Raw genomic sequence first — 23,210 nt, 5'->3', positions numbered from 1 at the left:
TCGATGGAGCGTGGCGGCGTCAGGCGGTGCCTCAGTGCCCGAAGTTGCGCAGGTAGGCGATCGAGAACTTCGCCGTGGCGACGCCGGCGATGAGTTCGCCCGCCGTGTTGTCGCCACCGCCGCCCGCGAGCCACGTATTCGGGATCGCAGTGCCCGCACGTGCATCGACGCGCGAGGCGAGGGCATCGAGGTTCACAAGCGCGTCGTCGTAGCGGGCGTCCGCTACAGCCTGCGCCGCAGCGGCGCGCTGCGCTTCCAACGGCGCGGCTTCGCTGGCCGGTAGCGTGGCGATACGCGTGCGGAGGCGTTCGAGCTTGTCGTTGACGACGTCGCCGGTGCGGCGCACGTCGGCGAGGATCAGGAATTGCGAGAACCCACCGGTCGTGCCGCGTGCGCGGACGCTGCCCTGCGCGACTTCCGTGGTGATGTCACGGAACGCGCCCCCGATCGGCGCCTTGAACAGGCGATAGCTGCTGCCGTAGGTGTAGGCCAGAGCGTGCGTATGGATTTCGACCTTGACCGTGCGATCGAACGACAGGCCGCCGGTGGGCGGCTCGACCGTCACCATCAGCGGGAACGACGAATCCAGCGCGGCGAGCGAGCCGGGCAGCCGCGTCAGCAACTGCGGGTCGTTGAGCGACACCGTCTGCGCGACGATTCCGAGGTTCGCGGCCGACAACGCGTGCGGCGAGTCGAACGTCAGCGTCATATCCGCGATGGGCAGCGAAGGCGTGCCGATGACGACGGTGGCGACATTGCCCTGCACCGCGACCTGCACCGGCAACGACTGCGCGGATGCGAACGGAGCGACGACGGCCAGCAGGGCGAAGATGAACCAGCGGGCAAGACCACGCGGCATGGCGGCTCCGGAACGTGTTGGGACCCCGATATCGCAGCGACGCTAGGCCGGGCCTGGTGAAGCGCGCGTCGTTGCGGACGGGCCCGACCTTACACCGGCGCGCGGCGCGGACGCGAGGTCGAAAACCCCCGCGCGTTCATGAGTGTTTACCCCTGCGCGGCGTGGAGGCAATGCCGGATGGGAGCGGGCCGCCGCCGGTGCGACAACTGCATCGTCGCCTGACCTGGAGTTCCCGATGTCCGCCTCGCGCTCCCTCTCCCTCCGCGTTTCCGCCCTCGCGTTCGGCCTGCTCGCCAGTGGCGTTGCCCTCGCCGACGCCCACCTCGACGGCCAGCTCGTGCAGAAGCTCGCTGCCGCCGCGCCGACCGACCAGCTCGGCGTCGTGGTCACGTATCGCCAGTCCGGCCCGATCGACGCCACGCAGCTCGCCGAGCTGAAGGCGCTCGGCATCGAGAAGGGCCGCACGATGCGCAGCCTGCCGATCGCCGGCGTCATCGCCACGCCGGCCGAGATCCGCGCGCTCGCGAAGGAAGGCGACGTCGTCTCGATCTTCTACAACGCGCCGCTGCGCTACTTCGACGTCGAGGCGAACCAGATCTCGAGCGCGACGCGTGCCATCTCCAACCCGGGCGACTTCAGTCGCGCCGTGCCGTTCAGCGGCAAGGGCGTCGCGGTGATGATCAATGACTCGGGCATTGATGCGACGCACGATGACCTCAAGCTCGGCACGCATGTCGTGCAGAACGTGCTCGCGCCGCAGAACATTCTGGCGTCGCTGGCATCGGATGTCGCGCCCGGCATCGTGCCGATGACGTACGCCGAGAACGTGCCGAACTCCGACATCAGCTCCGGTCACGGCACGCATTGCGCGGGCATCGTGGGTGGCAGCGGCGCGCGTTCGAACGGCCTGTATCGCGGCGTCGCTCCGGGCGCATCGCTGGTCGGCTATGGCTCGGGCGCGGTGATCTCGATCCTCGATGCGGTCGGTGGCCTCGACTACGCCGCGACCAACCAGTTCAGCTATCGCGACACGATCCGTGTAGTCAGCAACTCGTGGGGCAGCAGTGGCACGTTCGACCCGACCGATCCGGTCAGCGTCGCCACGTACGAGCTCTACAAGCGCGGCATCGTCAGCGTGTTCGCGGCCGGCAACGACGGCCCGGGCGAAGACACGCACAACCCGTACGCGCAGGCGCCGTGGGTGATCTCGGTGGGCGCGAGCGAGAAGGACGGCGTGCTGACCGGCTTCTCGTCGCGCGGCAAGCGCGGTGAAACCGGCACCTTCACCATGGCAGACGGCAAGTCGTGGACCTACGTCAACGAGCCGACCATCGTCGCGCCGGGCGTCGACATCATTTCCGATCGCGACCTCGCCGGTGCGCTGCCGCCGCTGGAAGCGCAGCACGACCAGGAGACGCTCGCACCGCAGTACCTGCCGTTCTATACGCACATGAGCGGTACCTCGATGGCGACACCGCACGTGGCCGGCATCATCGCGCTGATGCTGGAAGCGAACCCGAACCTCACGCCGGCGCAGGTCAAGGACATCATCAAGCGCACCGCGACGAACATGACCGGTCGCCTCTCGTGGGAAGCGGGCGCCGGTCACATCAACACGTATGCCGCCGTTGCGGAAGCGACCAACGTCCGCACCGGTTACGGCAGCACGGTCAACTCGCTGCACACGTTCAACTCGAACGCGGTGCTCGCGAAGGGCGCGGATCCGGAGCCGTTCTCGCTGTTCTTCGCGCCGGTCGGCACGGTCGACACGATGGAGTTCGACGTCGGTCCGGAAGTCGCCTTCGTCAGCGCACGTTCGACCGTCGACAACACGGTTGCGCTCGTGCTGATCGATCCGGATGGCGAGCAGTACGGTTCGTCGATCGCGCTGCCGGTCGAGAGCGACACCATCACCGTCGGCGCGCCGGGCAAGGCGGGCAAGTGGAAGCTCACCGTACGCGGCGTCGGTTCGGTGTCGGGCGCTGGGCTCGATCCGCTGAAGGTCACGAACGGCTATGCCGCGCCGGGTTATGTCGACGGTGAGATCAGCTTCCTCAACTCGGGCGGCTATACCGGCCTCAACGACATCGCCAGTCATCCGGCGCGTCAGGCGATCGAGTTCGCCATCGCGAACCGCCTCGCTGATGGTTACGCCGACAAGACGTTCCGCCCGGATGCCAACCTCAAGCGCATCGAGCTCGCGCAGTACCTGTCGATGGGCCAGAACATCGGTCAATCGCTGCCGTTCAACGGACGCTCGAGCTTCAGCGATCTGGGCACCGGTGCCGCAGGTTATGCGTACGCCGAGTCGGCGATCGCACGTGGTGGCGCACTTCGCGACCTCGCGCACAACCAGGACGGCGTGATGGGCACCGTCAACGGGGCGTTCCGTGCGAACGACCCGGTGACCCGCGTCTCGCTCGCCTACTCGCTGGTGCAGAGCATGGCGCTGCAGTCGCAGGCGCAGTCGTTCAGTGGTGACCTCACCGCGTTCTACGACGGCAAGCGCGTTCCGGTGGCGGATGCGGCTTCGATCCCCGCCGCGCTTCGCGGTTACGTGCAGCAGGCGCTCGACCTCGGCCTGATCAATGCGCGCTTCGCGGTGGAGCAGGGGCCGTACGACCTGCAGCCGACGCTCAAGGCGTACTTCGACCCGAACAAGGCAGTAACGCGCGCCGCGTTCGCCGTCGCCGCCGGCCGCTACCTGACCGCCTACCAGGCCGCGCAGGACTGAGTTCCCCCACGCGCACCTCGTCAATGTGCAACGCCCCGGGGAAACCCGGGGCGTTTTTGTTTGCATTGCGCGCATATGTCTGCCGAGGTCGACTGTTCTACTTGCTGACGACGCGCTCCGCGGCGCGGACCGCGTTCGTGTCCAGTGGGCGGATCGACACGATCTGGCACGGAACGGTATTGCCCGCCCCGAGCGGGATAACGCGATCGAGCTTCGCCGATACCTGGTTGCCGCCGCTCTGCGTGACCTGGATGCCGTGTGCCCATTGCAGGTCCCGGCAGCCGGGTACCTCGAGCAGGTATGCGCGCCCGGGCGACATCCAGAGTGCAAGCGCCTCCGTCCCAAGCGGCGTCCACTGCATGAAGCTGCTGTTGTAGAGGAAGTTGTTGATCGGCGCGCCTGCGTTCGAGCGATACATCTCGAGCTGCTGCGCCGTGTTCTGGGGGTTACTGGCACAGCCGCCAAGCACGAGCGCGGCGGCCACCAGCGCGAGTACGGGTTTCATGGTGTGTGCTCCAGTTCCGTTGAAGGTCTCCCGATGATGCGCTTGAAGACGGGCCCCCCAAAACTCGCGTCATCGCGCCCGTTCAGCCCACATGCGGCTTGCCAACCACTCCACGCGTCCGTAACATTCCGCCTCCCACGGCCCGCCGTGGTCGTGGCCGGGTAGCTCAGTTGGTAGAGCAGGGGATTGAAAATCCCCGTGTCGGGGGTTCGATTCCCTCCCCGGCCACCACAAAAACAGCTTAAAAGAAGGGGTCTGCAGCGATGCAGACCCTTTTTTCGTTTCCGGCGTTCGAATTAATGGTCAACGCATGGTCAACGGGCAGCGGATGGCGTTGACCATTGCGCGATCGGATGGCGCCTCATGGTCAACGCGCAGGCGTTCCGCTCGGGGATTGCGCCGCGCAGTTCGGCGTCACCAGCGACGCCGCGCTTCGCGCGACGTGCCCGATTGAGGCGGCGGCGTTCGAAACGGATTTGCACGCGGCTGCGCCTTCGGCTTCCGCACGTCACGCCAGTCGCGCACGTACGGGTCGAGGCGTTCGGTCGGATCGGAGCGGCGGCCGGCGAGTTCTTCGGCCACGGCCTCGTGCCGTGCATGCAGCCAAGCCGCCAGGAAGCAAAACGCGCGCGATAGGTCGCCGAAGCAACGCCGCATGTAGACCCGCCGGTGCATGCCGACCTTCGTCTCGTAGCCATTCCAGAAGTTCAGGCCCGCTTCCGCGACCAGGCGTCGCCTTGCCGGGTCGTCGCCCCAGTAGATGCAGACGCGCCCGCTGTATGGGCTCAGGGCCCAACGAAAGCCGGCCGGCAACGGAACGTCGGGAAGGTCGTCGGGCGTCAGGGGCGGCGCGGTCATGGCGCCACGCTACGGCGCGCGCGTCTCAGCCGATGCCCGCGGCTTGGGGATAGGTGTGGAACCTGACGCTCGCGGCGTGGAACGTCCGCAACCGCCGCCGTAGTCTCGGTCGCCTTGGTGCCGGGCTAGTGGACAGCAAGGCGGCGGGCGATCGTGTCGATCGACTCGGCGAATCCGTGCGGCACGCACTCGACAGGTGAACGGCCCCGATGCCGCGCGCTCCAATCAGCGAACGCCTGCCGATCGCCCGAGCTCGGATTGACGTACATGATTGCCCCGCGGTTGTCGGCTAGCGGCGACCACAGGTGCGTGTCTTCCTCGGTCACCTTGACCCCGACGATAACGACCCGCTTCGCCGTCCGGGCGGCGGTGGCCCATGCATCGCGGTACTCCGTGACGAGGCCGGAGTTATATGGCGTCGCCTTACCAATTGCGTAGACCGACATCGCAGGCGCAAACGCTTCGTTGTCCGGGTCGTCGCACCAGCGCTCGATATCTCGCAAATCAAACGGTGGAGGAACGACGCATGCGTTCGTTTCTATGTAGGTGCTGCAACCCACGATCTGCAAGTCGCGCGCGTGTATCCGATGCGCCGGTAAGAAATTGACCGATCCGTGCGGTTTCAGTATCGCCGCCGTTCCCTTCGTCAGTTCATCACCGAAACGGATGCCGAGACCCATTTGCAGCGCTGTCCTATCGAGCAGTAGGTCGTAATTCAGCGTCGCGAATTGCGTCCGTCGCAGGTTCCGCGTCAGCGCCGCCAGAAGGCGGCGATAACCGTAGCGTTTGCACGCGCATGGTTCGAATGAAGCAAGGTATTTGGCCATCGCCCGCAGAAAAGGGGCTACGCGCCGGCTACCGTCGCCCCAGACGCGGCCCATGCCTTCTTCGAAGCGATTTGTTTCGCGAAATACGCGAACAATTTCGGCGTCGACGATCGCGGCGATTTCGGGCCGCGCGCTCATAAGCGCATCGAAGAGCTTGTCGCCCATCGGCGGCCCCTTGCCGCAGCCACACGCGTAGGCGCTCGCACCCGCCCCGAACAGAATTAAGTTCATCGCCGCCTTCGTGGTCGCGTCGATGCGATCTATACCATCACCACGTCGCGCGACACTTGTCGGAAGCCGTGTGCTGCATCGCGGCAAAGCCCGATCGACGTTGCGGATTAATCCGACGGACAGCGCGCGTTCGGCCAGGCATCGTCTCCGCACCCCAAACGGATTTGGAACGATGGCGACACCCGACGAGGTTCTAGATGCACTCTGGCGCGCGGCTCTGGCCGGTGACGCGGAAGCGGCGGCTTTCCTGCGCGTGTTCGGCCCCTGGGTAATGCGGGGCGCAGGTCCGGTCGATTCGCACGTCGACGGCGACCGCTAACAGCCTGCGGACTTGCCACGCGGTGTTGCCGCGCATACGTTCACCGGCGGGGATGAGGGGGACGGACAATGGATCAAGGCGCAGCGGCGCTCTTCGGCGCGCTCATCGGTGGCGGGCTCACAGCACTCACGACGTTCGGCGTCGAGTACGCGAAAATTCGGATGACTCGACGCAACCTATCAGTCGCGATTGCTGGCGAAGCCGCCGCCGTCGCGGAAGTCGTCCGTCGACGCGATTGGCAAGCGCAAATTGCAGAGTATTCGCGCGACGCGGGTATCGATGGGGCCGTCTACCAGTTCGCCGTGCACCTGCCACCAGACATTGTTCCGACGTCCCGGGCCGCGATGACTAACGCCGGGCTCTTGGAAGGGGATCTTCCGAGCTTGTTGTCGCGCTTCGTGATGTACGCGGACGGCATCGCGTCCGACATTCGTCGGCTCGCCGACTATCCACCCGGCCACGAGAAATCACTACTCAGATACGACGAGCCCGACGCAGCTGCGCGCGTCTACGGCGAGCTATTCGCGATGCTCGAAGAAGGTCTTCGCGTTGCTGATCGCATCGTAGGCGAGGTTAAAAAGCAATATCCCGACGTCACCATGATGACGACGGTATCGTCCGACGAAATAACCGATGCGATGGCGCTCGCCGTAGCGGCCCGAAAGGCTCAGCGCGACAGCGATTAGTACCCGCCGCGCGGGCGCATGACGACCGACCGCTACGCTAAAGCTTCAACGCATTAGCGCGCGTCCGCAAAACGCCTGCGCCATGCCGACGTCGAGCGACGGGAACAAGTCGGCGAGCCCTTGCGGCGTGGCGGCCGCGAAGCTTCCGGCCTGGTCCCGAACGGTCTTCGCGCTCGCGTACGCATCGCCCGGCAGGTGATGCGCGACCAGAGGCAGCGTGGCCACGTATTTCAGGTCGACTGGCTCGACAACGACAACGACAACGACGACGACGACGCGCAGTTCGCGCTGCGCGTCGAGCGAGAAGCGAACGGCGAGTCCCTCTTCGAGCAGCGTCGCGGCTGCGAGCGGTCGTTCGAGCAGGTGCACGCATTCGTGCGCGAGTTCGACGAGCGCATCGTCCCAATCGTGGCGCGATGCAGGGTTAGCTCGGCCGCGCGCGTCTACGGGGTCGCAACCTCGAAGCCCCCAGGGGGCTCACGAAGGCCTCGCCGCTCGCGTTGCGCATGGAGTGGCTCGACGCGGGACCTTGGACTGGGGTCTCAAACGCGAGCAACGGTTCGAGGCGGTGCGCCCGCGTGTCGATTGGGGGCGAGTTGAAGCAGGCACGCACGCCGATTTACGGGCGATAGTTACGCGCTTTTGGCGGACTATTAGTGCTGCTAGGCCGCAACGAGATGAGTCCGGGCGTACGTGCGTTGCGAGATTCGCCTGATGGAATCCGTGGCAAGCCTCACTCGCCATCAGAATTTTCAAATTTCCGAAAAAAACGCGTTCGATTTAAGGGGGGGCGATGGCGCTTTTACTACAGATGCCCACGCAGTCCCCCCCTCCCGGCCCGGTACTGCGCTTGCGGAAGGCGCGAGCAGTGTCGTCGATAGTCTGGCGCGTCGGCGTCAGGCGCCCATCGCTCAGTGACGCTCGCGTCATGGCGTGCACAGAGACGGGGGCTTGCGTCGTCTGACTCGAGCGCTATCTGGCGCTCCAAGATCCCGCCGCGCGCCGACGCATGGTGGACATGTCGACGGCGGCAGCCGCCTTATCAGATACAAAATTGGACAAGACTGTCACTGGCTTACGCGTGGGCTTCGAAAAATGGGCGACAGCATTCCGTACGCGCCGGACCAGGTGTCCCGCTCTGCCCGACATCTAGCGGGAAACTTGCTCGGAATACTTGCCCACTAGTGCCTCTTCGGCGCGTGCTTCGGCGAAGCGTGCTACAGGATGCGGTAGAGGGATTGCGACACCGTGTATGGCCGCGACGTCTTGCGTTCGTTGACGAACCGAAGGCGCCGAACCGCACGAACAACCGTCGACGGGCTAGGCCGATCAATCGCGCAAGGTCGCGGCGCTGAGGCAGTCGGCGCGCCAGGGCCAACTTCACCCGGAGGTTGCGTGGGCAAAACACTTTAACTATCGTGAATGCTGGACCGCAGGGACGCTGTCGCTGCGCGGGGATCATGGAGTCAGCCTGCAACAGGCTGGCAAGGGGACGCAATGAAGACCAGTTGGCCTGGCGGAGCAATCCTGCCGAGTAGCACCGCGCGCGTTCGCAGCGCTCACGCGCATGAAAACCACTCTTCTCCCGCGGTTGCGACGTGCAAGTCCGGGCAGCGCTCGAGTAACCCGTGGCCTGCGGCCTGGAATTCAAGTGTCGGGGCGCCGCCCGGAGAACGAGTTCGTCGGCGCCTCTACGCCAATCCCCTTTTTCCCGTGCTGATCTTGCTTTCGTTCGGCGGCGTGTCACCTCGCGCGCATGCGTTAGCCGCTGTCAATGGGCAGTGCCCCGATCACTATCAACCGAGTCCGACCGATCCGACGGTTTGCGACTACAGGTTGGACAGCGTCACGATCCACGGCGGGCAGACCAGTGGCGGCGGCGGTTGGCCCGACTATTTGTTCGTAAATAATGGAAGGCCCGGCGGATCGGTGATCGATCTTGGGGCCATGGGCGGCCCGTTTGTCGGCAATCCCGGCGCTCAAGACCCCGCCGCTGATAGCTCAAAAAAGGGCTGTCCAAAAGCAAACCCCATTTACCCGGCTACCGGAAATAAGATCGAAGAAGAGCGCGACTTCGCAACCACAGGCGAGCAGCCGCTAGGGCTTACCCGAAGCTACAACCACTACTGGCAAGGCGTTGGCCTGTTCGGTAAGCATTGGCTGAGTGACTTCGATTACAAGCTGACGTTCGGCACTACGGCAATTAATGCCTGCTATCCGAGGCCAAACGGCGGTTCGTGCACGATTGGATCGAATACGGTCATCTACGCATGGCGCCCGGACGGACGGATCATTAAGTTTATTCGAGCAGCGGACGGCACCTTCTATGAAGACAAGCCTTCGCCGATTGCGAAGATCGTATGGACGGGGTCAAGCTATAACCTCACTAACGAACTTGGCGGCAGTGAGTCCTATACACCGTCGGGCTACGTAACATCCGTCTCAGAGCGGCCTGGGCTGACATGGAGTTATACCTACGACGCCGGCTGGACTTATCCCACGCGCATAACGCACATCAACAATCGTTTCATAGATCTGCTCTGGACGAATGGTCAGCTAACGGGCGTTCGCGATCCTGCTGGCAACGTCTACACATACACCTATGCGACCAACGCATTTGGAGCGGGTCTGCACCGCTTGGCGTCGGCGACCTCGCCTGGCAACCCCGCAACAACCACGACTTACCACTATGAGGATGCTGCGCATCCAGATCAATTTACTGGTAAGTCGGTAAACGGTGTCCGGTATTCTAAGTTCACTTATGATGCGGCGGGGCACGCGACTAGCAGCGAGCACAACGGGATTGAGCGCTATACGTTTCAGTACACGCCGGGTGCTAACGGGCTGTTGACGGTCGTTGAGACAAACCCGCTAGGTAAACAGACTGTCTACACGTTCGAAAACGGCAAGCCCAGAACCACGACGGGCCAGCCAAGTACTTATTGCCCTGCCACTTCGTACTCCGAAACGATCTATGACGCCAACGGCTACCTAAAGTCAAAGACCGACTTTCGCGGATCCGTTACGACGTACACATACAACGCGCAGGGTCAGCTGCAAGAGAAGACGGAAGCTTCCGGCACGCCTTCCGCGAGGACGACACGGTTCAGTTGGGACCCCACACCCGGCAAGAATCGGATGCTTAGCCAGACGGTGGTCGGGCTGATGTCCACGTCCTTCGAGTACGGAAAATTTGATCGCATAGCACGTGTGACGACGACCAACTTGTCGGCGGCAGGTGTGCAAGGGCAGGCGCGCTCTACCACCTACGATTACAAGTACTGGCCGATCGGTAACGACTGGTATGGCTACTTCGACGGGCCGACAGCCGAAGAAGCTGTCGATGGACCGATTGCAGGAGCTGGTGATAAAACGACACGTGCTTACGATCTGGTAGGTAATCTCACGAGCGTTGCAAGCTCTACAGGTATTGAAACCTACAGTGATTTCACTGGTTTAGGACAGCCGCGTAAAATCGTTACGCCTAACGGGGCCGTCACCGAGGTGACGTACGACGAGCGTGACCGCCCGCGGTTAATCCGGGAGTACGTCAACGGCGTTGCGCAGGATACGGCGTACACGTATGACGCAGCCGGACGAGCAACGACCATTCGGACACCTAACGGTCGGGTCCTTACCCGAGACTACGACCAGGCTTGGCGTGTTGTCCGTGAGTACAGCCAAGAGGCGGCCGGGACGTACGAGGTCGCGACATACGCATACAACGCAAATTCGCAAGTAACGTCGAAGGTCGTAGAGCGTAAGGCGGCGGTGGTGGCGCCGGCCGGTGCACCGTCGCTTGCGGCTCCGACGTCGAGCCCAGATGGCGCTTTCGCACTCTCGTGGTCCGCTATCGCGACCGCTGCGGCGTATCAGTTAGACGAGAGTGTCAATGGTGGCGGCTGGGCATCGTTGGGCCGCTACACCGGAGTGGGTACCACGTTGAGCGGCAGAGCTGACGGCAGCTATACGTATCGCGTAAGTGCATGCAATGAGTACGGATGCGCAAGTGCATCCAATGCAGTGACCGTGCAAGTGCTTCATCCGCCCGCCACAGCTCCGGCGTTGTCGGCGCCTGGAACTAGCAGCTCGAGCACCTATACGATCACGTGGACGGCGGTGATGTCGTCAACAAGTTACAAGGTCGAAGAGAACACAGGAAACGGACTTTGGACGGCGCTCGCGCCGACGGCTTCAACGTCGATGACGCTAACAGGGCGAGGGATCGGTACGTATAGCTACCGAGTGTCCGCCTGTAACTTGTCCGGCTGTGGTCCTGTGTCGGATGTCGGGTCAGTCAGCCGTATTGACCTTCCAGGGGCGCCAACGATTTCCGCGCCGAGCGTCAATGCGACCGGCAGCTACACTATTAGTTGGTCAAGTTCTACTGGCGCGACGGCATATCAGCTCGACGAAAGCGTAAACGGAGGCGGCTGGACCGCTGTCGCGGGTGGCAATAGCGCGTATCTGACCGGACGTAGCACAGCAGCCACTTACGGCTACCGCGTATGGGCGTGCAATGCAGCCGGCTGCGGCACGCCTTCCGCCACGGTCTTTGTACAACCAATCTCCTATGGCAGCAGTTACATTAACCAGAGTGTTCCGACACTCGTCGCTGCCGGCACGCCATTCGCTGTAAGCGTCCAGTTGAGCAACACAGGCAACACGACTTGGACGGCCGCGGATGCTTACAGCTTGGGGTCATCCAATCCGGGCGATAACACGACGTGGGGAGTGAGCCGGATTGGCACTCCTGGAGCGGTCGTTCCGGGCGGTGGCGCGACGTTTGCATTTAACGCGACAGCGCCGTCCACGGCCGGTACGTATAACTTCCAATGGCGAATGGTGCGTGACGGCTATACGTGGTTCGGGGCCAGCACACCAAACGTGGTCATCACCGTGGCGAGTGGGACCATCGCCGCGTCGACCAGCCCGTGCAAGCTGTACGTCGGCGATACCACGTGCGCGGTGACGATGAGCTGGAACTCCAGTCGCGCCGATGCAGAGGTGTGGGTCAGCAACCCAGATGGCACCAACCCCCAGTTGTTCGCACGCGCGCAAAGCGGTTCGCAGGTCGCTAGCTGGATCGCCACGAACACTGTGCGCTTCGCACTGAAGAGCGGCGGGGTGGTTCTGGCGACGAAGGATGTCTACGCCTACCAATCGGGCGAGCAGAGACCGGCTCCGCCCCCGCCGAAATGCCCTACCCGTCAGTGCCAGGTCCCGTAAGGAAGCGCAGACATGACACAGTCAACCAAAATCATTCCCCATATCAGCCGCAATGCACTAGCCACAGCTCTGGCCATCGCAGCGACTGCGTTGATTCCTCGCATGGCGGGTGCGACATCTCAACCGGTCGCTGTTCCCGCATTTGCGCAGTACACCGACTACGATGAGTTGGGGCGGGTCATTCGGGTTCGCGACAGTACGAACACGACCGTTCAATCCTATACGTACGATGTAAACGGTAACGTCCTGACTTCAACAGACGGCGCCGGCCGGACTACGTCTTTTGTATACGACGCTCTCGACCGTGTGACGACCAAGACCGATTACGCGGGCAACAAAACTACATTCAACTACGACGCCGGCGATAAAGTCATTTCTGTCGAGGACCCGCGAGGCTTAGTCACGACCTATTCGCGGGACGGCTTCGGTGAAATCTGGAGGCAACAAAGTCCCGATACGGGTACGACGAGTTTCGCGCATGACGCTGCGGGGCTTGTCACTACGATTACTCGTAACGACGGCTCTGTCCTATCGCTTCATTACGACGCCCTAGGACGGCCGCTATCCACTTCTCGCGTGGACGGCTCTGATTCGCGCACGTTCTCTTACGACAGCTGCTCTAATGGCAAGGCGCGTCTATGCAGCTCGAGCGGAGACGGTGTTACGACGCTTTTTTCCTATACGCCGCAGGGTTGGATCGATACGCGGCAGGAAATCAGTTCGACACTTGGGACGAATGACGTTACGGCGTATGCGTACAACGGAATGGGTCAGGTCATCGGGGTTACATACCCCGATGGTATTACCGTTGGATATGGCTACCTCGACGGCCGCGTTCAACTGGTGCAGGCCACCATCAACGGAGTAACTCGGACTGTTGCGTCGGGCCTAACCTATCAGCCTTTCGGCCCCTCGAATGGCTGGATTTATGGCAACAATCTCCAGAGGCGTGTCGACTTCGACGTCAATGGCCGACCCTATGGCATCAGTGCGGGAGCATCCAGCACTCTCGCACAAAGCTTGACCTACGGCTTTAACGCCGCCAGCGAAATTGTTGGGCTAACCAATGGGGTCGATGCGGGTCAGAATCGAAGCTATCGTTACGACGGCGCGGGCCGTTTAATCGCGGATGATGCGCGGGCTCGCATATGGTCGTACGACCGCAACGGCAACCGAACAGCTGTTGTCGTTGGTGCAACACGCACTGACTATGCGATCGATGCGCAGAGCAACCGGCTGCTCGCCGCTAGCGGCGCAGCGGGGGATTACACGTACCGCTATGACGCCACGGGCTCGCGAAATAGCGAAACCGCACCTGGCAGGACTGCGGCTTATACATACGATGCTTACGGCGACCTACGCAGTGCCACCGTCAATGGCATTGTTACCAATTACCTTACGAACGGAGCTGGCCAACGTTCGGCGAAGTTGAGTTCCGCGACCCCAGCCGTGCGATTCGCGTATAGCGGTCAAAACCAGCTCATCGGAGAGGCTACTGCTTCGGGGTGGACGGACTACATTTGGTTGGGCGGCGAACTCATAGGAGTCGTTAAGCCTGATCGTCAGCTCTATTTCGTTCATAACGATCACCTCGGGCGGCCGGAGGTGGTTACGACGGCCGCGCAAACGTCCTCTTGGCGTGCTCATAACGACGCTTGGGGGCGATCCGTCATTGCAGATCAGATCGGCGGCTTGAACATTGGTTTTCCCGGTCAGTACTTTGACTCCGAGACGGGACTTTGGCACAACGGCGCAAGAGCCTACGACAGTCTGACGGGGCGTTATCTGCAGAGTGACCCCACAGGCTTGGCGGCCGGCACGAATACGTACGTCTATGTCAACGGGAATCCCGTCTCGGGGTTCGATTTAACGGGCCTCGTCGATTGTGATGCGCTAAAGGATCTCGTCCAGTACGAAATGGATCATGGGAAACAGGCAACCGTTCGCCATTACAACCCCCTCAATAGCGACTTGCTCATCCCGCTTAATGACCCGGCCGAAAGCATTTACGGTGACGTAGATATGGACTGGATGTTCAGGGTGAGTGATTTTGGTTTTGCGGCTAATGGCGAGGTTGGGCGTTTCGGAGCCTGGCTCGATTATCGGGTTGGCAAATTTTACTGGAATACATTCAGGGCGATGGGCGACACGTATCGTCTTGAGTACGACTCGGTGTTTAGCCCCGAAAATGAGCGTGCGCCTTTTGTGATGGCTGAGTGGCTCCAAGGCGATAAATCATTGGCGCAAATTATGGCGCCAGCTCTCAAGAAGTGTGGATGCCCGTGATGAAGACATGTTTGGCCCTACTCGTATTGCTGTGCCTGAACGGATGCGGGACGTCGAGGTATTCCAACTGCGCCGTCGCTGGTTCGGAGCAAGACTTCACTGGCGAGTGGCTACAGGGTGAAAAGGTGCAGCGACAAACGCGACTTACGGTCGCTTGCGCCGCAGACGACAAGAATCTCGATCAAGGGAATGGACCGAAGCGAGGTCGGGTCCGTTGGGCGGTTTGCTCTAACGGGCCGGACTGCGGAGAAGCGGGGAACTTCTAGTCGCGACGGGTTTCGCGCAGCGCCTGCCGGATAGCACGAGGTACGTGGGACAGTCGCTAGCGTCGGCCACGCGGTTGCTTTCGCGTGGCTGGAGTCTCAGCAATTTGCTTGGCGTCGAGGGTGATCGTTCGGCGACACCGCGGCCGTCCGGGCAGTTCGTTCCATCGTGAAGCTAGAAGGCGATGGGCCTACCAGGCGAGCCTTTACTCGCTGGCGAACCCGCTCTGCCTTTGTCCCGGTGAGTCCTGATCGTTGCAGGTGAGCGCGAGGAACGGCGGGGTGGTGTGCCGGCGGCGGCTCGCTGCCGAAGACTGCGGCGCGGGTCCCGCGCCTGCAGTCTAACGGCAGGTATTGTGTTGGAAACCTTAACCGCTCGCCCGCTCGCGTGTTCCAATCGATAGCGGGTTCGCTGGCCGTTTCCACCGCGCAAAGGTCGAACCTCAAATTAATGGCAGCGCGTCGTGGCGTGAAGCACGCCCTTCGCGTCGACGGTGAAAACGGTTCCGGCGCTCACGATCTCGACGTCGGGGATGCACGTGCAGCCACCGCCCTTCGGCTTCCGGCATCCGCGCTGGTGCGAGACGGCCGCCGACGCGACGGTGCCGGCCTTCACGATCACGTGCGAGGCGCACGCAACCGCGATCCGTTGGCGGTACGTCAGGGCGTCGGGGTCGCGCTGCGGACGCTCACGAGGCGCGCGCCTGGTGCGCGCACGGGCGTTGTGCGGGCGTGCCCGGCCCGCGGCTTGTGCGCTTCATTTCTGCGCTCCCGTGGTCACGCGCGCGTCTAGCGTGCCCACCGCCAACAGCACGGCCGCCGGCCAACGTTCGCGCAGGTGGACGGTCACTTCATCGCGCGACTCCCCAGGCCGGCCTAGATAGGTCGCCCAAGCGTTGGCGTCGTGCCCCGGCAGCCGGAAATGCACGACCGGCCGTGCGTCGAGATCCGGCAAGGCGGCGAGCAGCGACGGCTTGTGCGCGGCCACTTGGGCGCGCAGTTCGCCCGGCGGCGCCGACGGAGCACGCATCCACAGCCGGTCGCCGTGGCGTTCGATATGCACGGCGTGCCGTTCGAGGTCGGCGAGTAGCTGCGCGGCGACATTCATTCGATGGCCTCCCAGGAGGGGTCCGAATCCGCAACACCGCCACAGCCCTTGTATTGCAAGGGTTCCCGCACTCTTTCATCCGCAACAGTCGCAGCGTGTGTTGCGCGGGCTGAGTCGCCGAAAGCCTCGCCCGACAAGGCTTGTTGCGGTGTTGCGCCTTCGGCACCCCCCGACGGGCGCAGATAGCGCCGGAATGCGTCGGCAAACTGCACGGCGAGATAGCCACGAAGCGTGCGTTCGCCGATTCGGACGGTCTTCGGGGCGACCTTGAAGGTTTGCAGCCGCTGCGACAGCTGCCGTGGCGTGATCGGGCGCCCGTTGTTGAGCGTGGCCCAGCGGCCTTCGACGTCGGCGGTCAACGCTTCGACCAGGCCTTCGGACGAAAGTCGGTCGACGCCGTTTGCGGCGAATACCGCACGTACGTCGGCGAGCAGTTCTTCATTGACGCTCGGGGTCGCCCGGACGTTGCCAGTTATGGCGAGGAGCGCATCGCGCGCGAGGCGCGGCCAATCGCCGCCGGCCAGGTCCGCCAGCGCGAGCAACGGCTCGACGTTGTCGGCATCGCGGTTCGAAAGACCCTGCAACGTGGGGCGCGCTTTAGCGAATGCGAGGCCGTCGTCACGTGCCCAGCGCGCCAGCTTGCGCTGTACGTCGACAAATACGGCCGGATCAGCGTGGCGCAGCCGCTCGGCAACTTCGCCGGGCAGGGCGCGTCGCAAGCCGAGCACGATCGACCGCGATTCAATAGTTCCGTGTTGGCGGCCGATAGTCGCGATGGCGCGCGGGCAAAAAGTCGGAAAGACGCGGGGCTCGTGGTTGCCGTTGACTTCGACCGTTCGGACGACCTTCGCGCTTTGCAACGTGTGACCAGAATTGACAATGCCCCTCAACTCTTCGGATTCGCGAAGAAACGCATCGGCTTCGTCGATCATCAACGTCGGGCTCCACGCCTCGACGCATCGGAACAGCGCGGCCGATGAAATATTCGCGGCAAGCAACGCACGGAACGCAAACCGCCCCATAACGTCGAGCAGCGTCGTCTTGCCGCACTCGCGTTCCGGCGCGGTAATTAAGGCGATTGGTAGCACCGTCGCGTGGGCGACAAACCACGTCATCGCGCACCACAGAACCGCCGCACGAAGTGTGCAGGCGTCCGCGACGACATATCGGCGCATCGTTGCGAGCATTTCGTCGAGCACGTCCGCCGCATTGACGCGAAAGGGCCACGGGTCGACGTCATTGAACGGCAAGCGGCGTCCGCCGCCCGCCGGCGGTGCGCCCTTCGCGCGCTCTGCCGCTACGACCTTGTCGAGTGTTGCAGGCCGCACCTTTAAAAGCTTCGCCGATGCAGACCGCTGGCTGTCGTACTCAAGCGGCGTTAGCTTCGCGAGCCGCACGACTTCCGGTGCGCTGTCCACGATTCACGCTCCAGCGTGCGCATGGGGGAACGTCTTGATCGGGCGGCCGCGTCTGGGCGGTAACGCGGCGCGCGCGGGCGGTATTGTTTCGCCGTCCAGCCAAGCGCTCACTTTCGCCGTGTCGTAGAGCACGCGGCCGTTTAAGCGTTGGTACGGCGGCCCAATGCGTTCCCGCCGCCAGCGAATCAACGTTTCCGGGCAGCGCTTAAGGCGCTTCGCCATTTCGACGGTATCGAGCAAATCCATGACACGCACCGGCAAAAGCAGGGTGTCACGGAACCTACGCCGCTACATCACAAAAAAAAACAAGTCGTGTCGGCCACATTCGCGCTCTGATAGACAGCGCATGACAGACGAGGACAACGCCTACCAGCCATCGACAGCAGGCATGCGTGCGCAAGGCGCCATCCGACAAACGGCACCCGACGATTTGCGGCGATCAGCCCTTTTTGCGCAGGGGAACGACTTTGCCCGTCTTCGTCGGATCGTCGAGCATCGCGCGCAGCGTTTCGAGCGCTTCGCGTTTTTCGTTGAAGTAGCGATAGAAGTCGTAGTGCCGGTCTTGCAATCCGCCGAGGCCATGTGACTGCAGGTGACCGCGAATGTCTTTCGGCACGCGCGCGGCGGCGAGGCGTGTCTCGACGGTTCGTCTCAGCGTGCCAGGCGTGATCGAGCGCGACACAAGCTCACGCTCGCGCAGGCTCGCCGACGCTTCGCGCACTGCACTCGCGAGCGTGTGCGGTACAGCCGGGCTAGCGCCCGCGCTTACCGTGAAAAGATGCGGCCCAGCAGGGGAGGGCGTGCGCATTGCTTCGAGCGCTTGTTGCGCCTCGGGCAGCAGCGGCACGACGTGCAGACGCGCCTTTTTGCGTCGGCCTTTCGTGTCGAGCAGTTTCAACGCGCAGACGTCCCGGTCCCAATCGCGCAATGTCAGGCGCGATAGCTGTTCCATCCGCTGTGCGCCGCTAAGCAGGTGAAGCCGCATCATCGCCCCGTGCGGCGTGTCCAGGCTCGCGATGTGCTGCCAGTAGTGGCGCAGTTCCGCTTCGGTCAGCGTGTCGCCTTCGTCGTCGGGCTCGGTGACGCGGCTATGCGCGCCCTCGTCAGGGCGAGTGACTTTGAGTTCGGCTAACGGATTGCTACGGACGTCGAAGTCGGCGAACGAGACGACGCCCGCGTCGAGCCGCGATGCCTTCGCGGCATTGAATGCCGCGCGCAGGTGAGCGGCCAGCTTTTCTGCAGCCCGCCACTTTCCCGCGCGCGTCAGGGTGCGGAAGACGGGCATCACCGCGTCAACGGTGACGGCGTCGACCGGCATCGCGGCGATCTTCGGATGCGGCTTCGTGATGTTCCGTTCGACCGATGCGGCGACCTCGCCGTGACTCGGCTTGCCGGCGAGCTGCAGGTGCGAGACGTACGCGGCGAGCAGGGCGCCAAGCGTCGCCCGGTTCCGCACCTTCGCGGCCGTGGCGGTCGCGACCCGATCTTTGGCTTCCTTGTAGGGGTCGCGCCCGGCGTCGACCAGGGCGCGCTTCTCGGCTGCGACCGACCGCGCGGCCGCCGCCGACAGGTTGGGCGCCTTGCCGAACTTGCCGAGCACCAGCCGCCGCAGTTCGCCGGTCACGGGCGACTTGTAGACCAGTAGGAAGGTCCGCTCCCGCGAAGGCGTCACGCGGATGGCGAAGCCGCGCACGTCCCCGAGGTCGTAGTGAATTTCGTTCGGTTTGGCCGTGGTCAGTTCGGCGAGCGTCGCGTCGGTGAAACGGAACTTCATTCGGGCCTCGAAACTTATGGTCAACGCATGGTCGACGTGTCCCCGTGCGGGTATCCCCGGGTTTCATGGTCAACGTATGGTCAACGCGTGGTCAACAAATCGTGTTGTCCCCGTGTAGTACCTTTGTAGGCTCAATATGGCTGTTAGTCAAGCACAGCAAGGCTTTGAAAGGGTGGGGACACCTTACCAATCAAAGGGTTGTGCAGCGCGGTTTGGGGATTGAAAATCCCCCGTGTCGGGGGTTCGATTCCCTCCCCGGCCACCACGATTCGAATCAAGAAAGCCCGCAGTTGCCTGCGGGCTTTTTTGTTGCCGGAAATCCGCCTTGACCCCGCGCGGCGCAGGCGGTCGAATGGTGGAAACGCGGAGGTCGGCATGAAGCTCTGGTCCATCGACGGCAATACCCAGAAGCTCGACGGCGGCGCCATGTTCGGCAACGCACCACGCGCGCTGTGGTCGCGCTGGGCCGCGCCGGACGAGCAGGGGCGCATCGATCTCGCCTGTCGCGCGCTGCTGGCCACGCCACTCGCCGGCAAGACCGTACTCTTCGAAGCCGGCATCGGCGCGTTCTTCGAGCCCAAGCTGCGCGACCGCTACGGCGTGGTCGACGATCGCCACGTGCTGCTCGAATCGCTCGCGCACGCCGGCTTCCAGCCCGGGGACATCGACGTCGTCGTCCTCTCGCATCTTCATTTCGACCACGCGGGCGGCCTGCTGACTGCGTGGCAGGACGGCAGCGAACCGTCGCTGGTGTTCCCGAACGCGCAGTACATCGTCGGGCGCCGCCATTTCGAGCGCGCGCTCGACCCGCACGATCGCGACCGCGCGAGCTTCATTCCTGCGCTGCCGGGCCTTCTACAGTCGACCGGTCGCCTCGAACTCGTCGACAGCGAGCACTCCCACACGCTCGGCAACGCCGTGCGCTTCCACTTCAGCGACGGCCACACGCCGGGCCTGATGCTCGCGGAAATCGTCGGCGCGCCGGATGCGCACGGCCATGCGCATGGCGGCGTCGTGTTCTGCGCGGATCTGATTCCTGGTCGTCCGTGGGTGCACGTGCCGATCACCATGGGCTACGACCGCAACGCCGAACTGCTGATCGACGAGAAGCGCGCGTTCCTCGACGACATGCTCGCGCGCGACGTCCATCTCTACTTCACGCACGACCCGACGTGCGCACTCGCGCGCGTGGTGAAGTCCGCCGACGGACGATTCGGCACGTCGAACGAGGTTCCGGCGCTGCAGGCGCGACCGCTCGCCGCATGAAGCCAATCGCGACGCTCGCACTGGCTGCGCTGCTGTTTGCGGGCGCAGCACATGCCGACGCGGTTCCGGAAAACGATCCGGCGCCGTCCAACGCGCTGGAAGACCCGGATTTCCACGTCTCGTCCAAGCAGTTCGGGCTGGAGCGACGTGTCGAGATGTTCCAGTGGCGCCGCGACGACGACGGCAGCTACAGCACGGTGTGGACCGCGGGGCCGATCGACTCCGACGACTTCGACGCGTCGCATCGCAATCCCGATCGTCTTCCGGTTCGCAACCGCGAATGGTGGGTCGATTCGGTGTCCATGGACGGTCGCCCGTTGCCGATCGAAGTCGTGCGCCTGCTCGGCCAGTGGCAGGCGCTGCGACCGAACTTCTCGCGGCTTCCGGGCAATCTCGGCGCGAGTTTCCAGCCGGAAGGCGATGGACTCGCGAGCAGCTACAACCCGCTCGCGCCCGCCATCGGCGACGTACGTATCACCTGGCACGAGTTCGTGTTGCCGCCACTCGCCGGCAAGGTCGCGCTGCGCGACGGCGCGTGGCAATTGAGCGCGAAGGCCGCTGCGGCACCCGCGGTCGTCCGTCCGGCCGTGGACATCACCGCCGCGACGCGCAAGCCCGCGATGAAGCTTCGTCCCTGGCTGATCGCGATCGCTGCTGCGGCGCTCGTCGGCCTCTGGTTCCTTACTCGTGCCATCACCGGAGGCAAGTCCTGATGCCCGTCGTCACGTTGCTCGTCGCCGGCCTCCACGGCCTTCTGTTGATGGTGTTGCTGTTGCCGATCGTGGCGTTGCGCCGCGGTCGCAAGGTCGGCCTCGGTGATGGCGGCGACCCGCAGCTTCTGCAGCGAATTCGCGTGCATGCGAACTTTATCGAGAACGTTCCGTTCGCGCTCCTGCTTCTCGCGCTGTTGGAGCTGGGCGGTCTCGACCGCTGGTGGGTCGCTGTTCTGGGTGGCGTGTTGTTGCTTGCGCGCGTGTTGCACGCGGCGGGTCTGTCGCGTTCGGCGGGTTATTCGTTTGGACGATTCTGGGGCACGTTCCTGACGTGGTCCGTCATCGTTTCCGCGTCGCTGCTTGCCGTCGTGCGCAGCGGCATGATGCTATCGATGCACTGACCGATCGCGCATGAAAAAGGCCGGCAATCAGCCGGCCTTTTTCTTTCAGCGGTGCGCCTGTCGTCAGGCGGCAGCGGCCTGCTCGATGCTCGGGCCTTCCTTCAATGCACGGCCGACCATCGCGACGACCATCTCCAGTTCGTCGCTGGTGATGGTGAACGTCGGGGTGAACCGCAGCGAGTTCGCGCCGCCGTGGATCACGCCGATGCCGCGCTCGCGCAGCCATTCCTCGGTCGAACCCGCGCCGTAGCACTTGAACTTGGGCGACAGCTCGCACGAGAACAGCAGGCCGGTGCCTTGCACCTTGGTGATCATTCCGCCGAGTTCGTTGGCCAGCGCTTCGAGACGCTGCAGCGCTTCCTGGCCACGCGCGACGATGTTCTCGCGCACCGCCGGCGTGACCTGCGCCAGCACGGCGCATGCGACGTCGAGCGCACGCGGGTTGGTCGTCATCGTGTTGCCGTACAGGCCCTTGCGATACAGCGCCGCGGCGCGTGCATTCACCGCGAGCACCGACAGCGGGTACTGACCGGCGTTGAGCGCCTTGGAGTACGTCTCCATGTCCGGCGCTTCGACGCCTTCGAAGCCCGGGTAGTCGACGATGGACAGCACGCCGGTCGCGCGCAGGCCGGCCTGGATCGAATCGATCAGCAGCAGGCCACCGTGCGAACGCGTGAGTTCACGCGCCGCCTCGTAGAACGCGCGCGGCACGCGACGGCCGGGATCACCTTCGCCCATCACCGGCTCGAGGAACATCGCTTCGATGAACCAGCCGTTCGCATCGGCATCGGCGAACGCGCGACGCAGCGCATCGACGTCGTACGGCTCGACGGTGATCACCGAATCCTCGCCGCGGAAGCTCGCGAGGTGCTGCATGTAGGTCTTGCGCGACGAATCGGAGTACAGCGCCGGGCGCTCGGTGCGGCCGTGGAAGCTGCCCTTCACGACGAGACGCTTGATGGTGCGGCCCGCATGGCGTGCGCCGGTGTCCGTCATCAGCTTGGCGTTCGCGTCGGCGATGCGCGCGGCGAGCGACACCGATTCGGAACCGGAATTCAGGCAGAAAAAGCGCTCGTACGGACAACCGCCCGACGCGCCGATCACGGCGCGGATCGCGCGATCGAAACGGCGCTGCGCAAGCGACGGCGTCATGATGTTGGCCATCACCTGCGGCTTCGACATCGCATCGATGATCGCCTGCGGCGCGTGGCCGAAGCCGAGCATGCCGTAGCCGCCGGAATCGTGGAGCACCGCGCCCTTGAGCGTGACGACCCACGGGCCGCGTGCGACCAGCGCGACGTACGGATTGACGCCGTCATCCGGATAGAAATTGACGAAGCCGGCCTGCACCGCGTCGATCTGCGCGTCCTCGTCGAGATCGAGGATGTCGGCAGCCTCGGCCTGGATCGCATCGAACTCGACCACCGCGGCTTCGATGGCTTCGCGCAGCTCGGCATGCGACGCCGCGAAACGCTCGACGGTCGCGTCGTCCAGGCCGATCGTCCGGCGGCGTCCGCCACGGGCGCGCAGCGGGGCGAGGAGGGCGACGACGTTGGCGTTTGGGTTCGACATGACAGCGGCTCCGAGCAGTCCTGGGACAAGACGAAAAACGCGGGAAACAGGCGGGCGCGGAAGCGCGCGCGAGGCGTTTTCCGTTTCCATTCAAAAGGTTGCAGCCATGCTATCACGCGGGTTTTGCGCCGATAACCCCCGGCGCGCCGGTACACTACGCG

The 23,210-nt window shown here is 63.8% G+C and carries 18 protein-coding genes and 1 tRNA gene; 9 read left to right on the top strand and 10 right to left on the bottom strand.

All coding sequences use genetic code 11. The features are described from left to right. Positions 1–31 precede the first annotated feature (31 nt). On the bottom strand, positions 32–859 hold the full coding sequence (locus ACVWZN_RS06635) for a DUF6689 family protein (RefSeq protein ID WP_456953127.1): 828 nt from the start codon (positions 857–859) through the stop codon (positions 32–34). A 235-nt stretch (positions 860–1,094) separates the two neighbouring features. Here ACVWZN_RS06635 and ACVWZN_RS06630 point away from each other — a divergent pair, with 235 nt between their 5' ends. Then, a complete protein-coding gene (locus ACVWZN_RS06630; protein ID WP_456953126.1) occupies positions 1,095–3,593 on the top strand; it encodes a S8 family serine peptidase in 2,499 nt (832 codons plus the stop codon). A gap of 97 nt (positions 3,594–3,690) precedes the next feature. Here ACVWZN_RS06630 and ACVWZN_RS06625 read toward each other — a convergent pair whose 3' ends face one another. Continuing rightward, a complete protein-coding gene (locus ACVWZN_RS06625; RefSeq protein WP_027083479.1) occupies positions 3,691–4,098 on the bottom strand; it encodes a DUF6491 family protein in 408 nt (135 codons plus the stop codon). A 155-nt stretch (positions 4,099–4,253) separates the two neighbouring features. On the opposite strand from ACVWZN_RS06625, the gene ACVWZN_RS06620 reads away from it, so the two are divergent. After that, positions 4,254–4,329, top strand: a tRNA-Phe gene (locus ACVWZN_RS06620). Positions 4,330–4,512: 183 nt separating this feature from the next. Here the strand turns inward: ACVWZN_RS06620 and ACVWZN_RS06615 are convergent. Then, positions 4,513–4,956, bottom strand: coding sequence for a hypothetical protein (locus ACVWZN_RS06615; RefSeq protein WP_456953125.1), 444 nt, complete (start codon positions 4,954–4,956; stop codon positions 4,513–4,515). 125 nt (positions 4,957–5,081) lie between these two features. After that, positions 5,082–5,948, bottom strand: coding sequence for a hypothetical protein (locus ACVWZN_RS06610; RefSeq protein ID WP_456953124.1), 867 nt, complete (start codon positions 5,946–5,948; stop codon positions 5,082–5,084). Between the two features lie 238 nt (positions 5,949–6,186). Here ACVWZN_RS06610 and ACVWZN_RS06605 point away from each other — a divergent pair, with 238 nt between their 5' ends. Together ACVWZN_RS06605 and ACVWZN_RS06600 are read left to right on the top strand one after the other, a co-directional pair. Beyond that, positions 6,187–6,333 (top strand): hypothetical protein, encoded by a 147-nt coding sequence (locus tag ACVWZN_RS06605; RefSeq protein ID WP_456953123.1) that lies wholly within the window; start codon positions 6,187–6,189, stop codon positions 6,331–6,333. A 68-nt stretch (positions 6,334–6,401) separates the two neighbouring features. Continuing rightward, entirely contained in the window at positions 6,402–7,019 is a 618-nt protein-coding gene (locus ACVWZN_RS06600) for a hypothetical protein (protein WP_456953122.1), read from the top strand. Positions 7,020–7,064: 45 nt separating this feature from the next. On the opposite strand, the gene ACVWZN_RS06595 is transcribed toward ACVWZN_RS06600, so the two are convergent. Then, positions 7,065–7,388, bottom strand: a complete 324-nt coding sequence (locus ACVWZN_RS06595) for a hypothetical protein (protein WP_456953121.1) — start codon at positions 7,386–7,388, stop codon at positions 7,065–7,067. Positions 7,389–8,732: 1,344 nt separating this feature from the next. On the opposite strand from ACVWZN_RS06595, the gene ACVWZN_RS06590 reads away from it, so the two are divergent. Continuing rightward, complete coding sequence (locus ACVWZN_RS06590) at positions 8,733–12,248, top strand: DUF6531 domain-containing protein (RefSeq protein ID WP_456953120.1); 3,516 nt, start codon at positions 8,733–8,735, stop codon at positions 12,246–12,248. 12 nt (positions 12,249–12,260) lie between these two features. Further along, complete coding sequence (locus ACVWZN_RS06585) at positions 12,261–14,534, top strand: RHS repeat-associated core domain-containing protein (RefSeq protein WP_456953119.1); 2,274 nt, start codon at positions 12,261–12,263, stop codon at positions 14,532–14,534. A gap of 1,020 nt (positions 14,535–15,554) precedes the next feature. Here the strand turns inward: ACVWZN_RS06585 and ACVWZN_RS06580 are convergent. The 4 genes from ACVWZN_RS06580 to ACVWZN_RS06565 form a co-directional block, all read right to left on the bottom strand. Further along, positions 15,555–15,905: a hypothetical protein gene (locus ACVWZN_RS06580; protein WP_456953118.1), complete on the bottom strand. Its 351-nt coding sequence runs from the start codon at positions 15,903–15,905 to the stop codon at positions 15,555–15,557. Continuing rightward, positions 15,902–17,302, bottom strand: a complete 1,401-nt coding sequence (locus ACVWZN_RS06575; RefSeq protein ID WP_456953117.1) for a DUF3631 domain-containing protein — start codon at positions 17,300–17,302, stop codon at positions 15,902–15,904. The genes ACVWZN_RS06580 and ACVWZN_RS06575 overlap by 4 nt, the downstream gene beginning before the upstream one ends. A gap of 24 nt (positions 17,303–17,326) precedes the next feature. Beyond that, positions 17,327–17,569, bottom strand: coding sequence for a helix-turn-helix domain-containing protein (locus ACVWZN_RS06570; protein ID WP_456953116.1), 243 nt, complete (start codon positions 17,567–17,569; stop codon positions 17,327–17,329). Between the two features lie 193 nt (positions 17,570–17,762). After that, on the bottom strand, positions 17,763–19,097 hold the full coding sequence (locus ACVWZN_RS06565; protein ID WP_456953115.1) for a tyrosine-type recombinase/integrase: 1,335 nt from the start codon (positions 19,095–19,097) through the stop codon (positions 17,763–17,765). A gap of 375 nt (positions 19,098–19,472) precedes the next feature. Between ACVWZN_RS06565 and ACVWZN_RS06560 the strand changes: the two genes are divergently transcribed. The 3 genes from ACVWZN_RS06560 to ACVWZN_RS06550 are packed head-to-tail and all read left to right on the top strand — an operon-like array spanning position 19,473 to position 21,477. Continuing rightward, positions 19,473–20,363, top strand: coding sequence for an MBL fold metallo-hydrolase (locus tag ACVWZN_RS06560; protein ID WP_456953114.1), 891 nt, complete (start codon positions 19,473–19,475; stop codon positions 20,361–20,363). Beyond that, positions 20,360–21,076, top strand: coding sequence for a TMEM43 family protein (locus ACVWZN_RS06555; protein WP_456953113.1), 717 nt, complete (start codon positions 20,360–20,362; stop codon positions 21,074–21,076). The genes ACVWZN_RS06560 and ACVWZN_RS06555 overlap by 4 nt, the downstream gene beginning before the upstream one ends. Continuing rightward, on the top strand, positions 21,076–21,477 hold the full coding sequence (locus tag ACVWZN_RS06550; protein ID WP_456953112.1) for an MAPEG family protein: 402 nt from the start codon (positions 21,076–21,078) through the stop codon (positions 21,475–21,477). The genes ACVWZN_RS06555 and ACVWZN_RS06550 overlap by 1 nt, the downstream gene beginning before the upstream one ends. Before the next feature lie 63 nt (positions 21,478–21,540). Here the strand turns inward: ACVWZN_RS06550 and ACVWZN_RS06545 are convergent, their stop codons facing one another. Beyond that, positions 21,541–23,049, bottom strand: coding sequence for an aminotransferase class III-fold pyridoxal phosphate-dependent enzyme (locus tag ACVWZN_RS06545; protein WP_456953111.1), 1,509 nt, complete (start codon positions 23,047–23,049; stop codon positions 21,541–21,543). Between the last annotated feature and the right edge of the window lie 161 nt (positions 23,050–23,210).

This window comes from Lysobacter sp. HA35, assembly GCF_054061195.1.
The sequence above is the reverse complement of the archived record's forward strand: the minus strand, read 5'-3'. Positions and strand labels throughout refer to the sequence as shown.

Excerpts from the sequence above, each read along its gene's own strand:
- ACVWZN_RS06600 (WP_456953122.1), top strand. The coding sequence starts at position 6,402 with ATGGATCAAGGCGCAGCGGCGCTCTTCGGCGCGCTCATCGGTGGCGGG.
- ACVWZN_RS06610 (WP_456953124.1), bottom strand. The coding sequence starts at position 5,948 with ATGGGCGACAAGCTCTTCGATGCGCTTATGAGCGCGCGGCCCGAAATC.
- ACVWZN_RS06550 (WP_456953112.1), top strand. The coding sequence starts at position 21,076 with ATGCCCGTCGTCACGTTGCTCGTCGCCGGCCTCCACGGCCTTCTGTTG.
- ACVWZN_RS06560 (WP_456953114.1), top strand. The coding sequence starts at position 19,473 with ATGAAGCTCTGGTCCATCGACGGCAATACCCAGAAGCTCGACGGCGGC.
- ACVWZN_RS06565 (WP_456953115.1), bottom strand. The coding sequence starts at position 19,097 with ATGAAGTTCCGTTTCACCGACGCGACGCTCGCCGAACTGACCACGGCC.
- ACVWZN_RS06635 (WP_456953127.1), bottom strand. The coding sequence starts at position 859 with ATGCCGCGTGGTCTTGCCCGCTGGTTCATCTTCGCCCTGCTGGCCGTC.
- ACVWZN_RS06545 (WP_456953111.1), bottom strand. The coding sequence starts at position 23,049 with ATGTCGAACCCAAACGCCAACGTCGTCGCCCTCCTCGCCCCGCTGCGC.
- ACVWZN_RS06585 (WP_456953119.1), top strand. The coding sequence starts at position 12,261 with ATGACACAGTCAACCAAAATCATTCCCCATATCAGCCGCAATGCACTA.
- ACVWZN_RS06630 (WP_456953126.1), top strand. The coding sequence starts at position 1,095 with ATGTCCGCCTCGCGCTCCCTCTCCCTCCGCGTTTCCGCCCTCGCGTTC.
- ACVWZN_RS06555 (WP_456953113.1), top strand. The coding sequence starts at position 20,360 with ATGAAGCCAATCGCGACGCTCGCACTGGCTGCGCTGCTGTTTGCGGGC.
- ACVWZN_RS06615 (WP_456953125.1), bottom strand. The coding sequence starts at position 4,956 with ATGACCGCGCCGCCCCTGACGCCCGACGACCTTCCCGACGTTCCGTTG.
- ACVWZN_RS06605 (WP_456953123.1), top strand. The coding sequence starts at position 6,187 with ATGGCGACACCCGACGAGGTTCTAGATGCACTCTGGCGCGCGGCTCTG.
- ACVWZN_RS06625 (WP_027083479.1), bottom strand. The coding sequence starts at position 4,098 with ATGAAACCCGTACTCGCGCTGGTGGCCGCCGCGCTCGTGCTTGGCGGC.
- ACVWZN_RS06580 (WP_456953118.1), bottom strand. The coding sequence starts at position 15,905 with ATGAATGTCGCCGCGCAGCTACTCGCCGACCTCGAACGGCACGCCGTG.
- ACVWZN_RS06570 (WP_456953116.1), bottom strand. The coding sequence starts at position 17,569 with ATGGATTTGCTCGATACCGTCGAAATGGCGAAGCGCCTTAAGCGCTGC.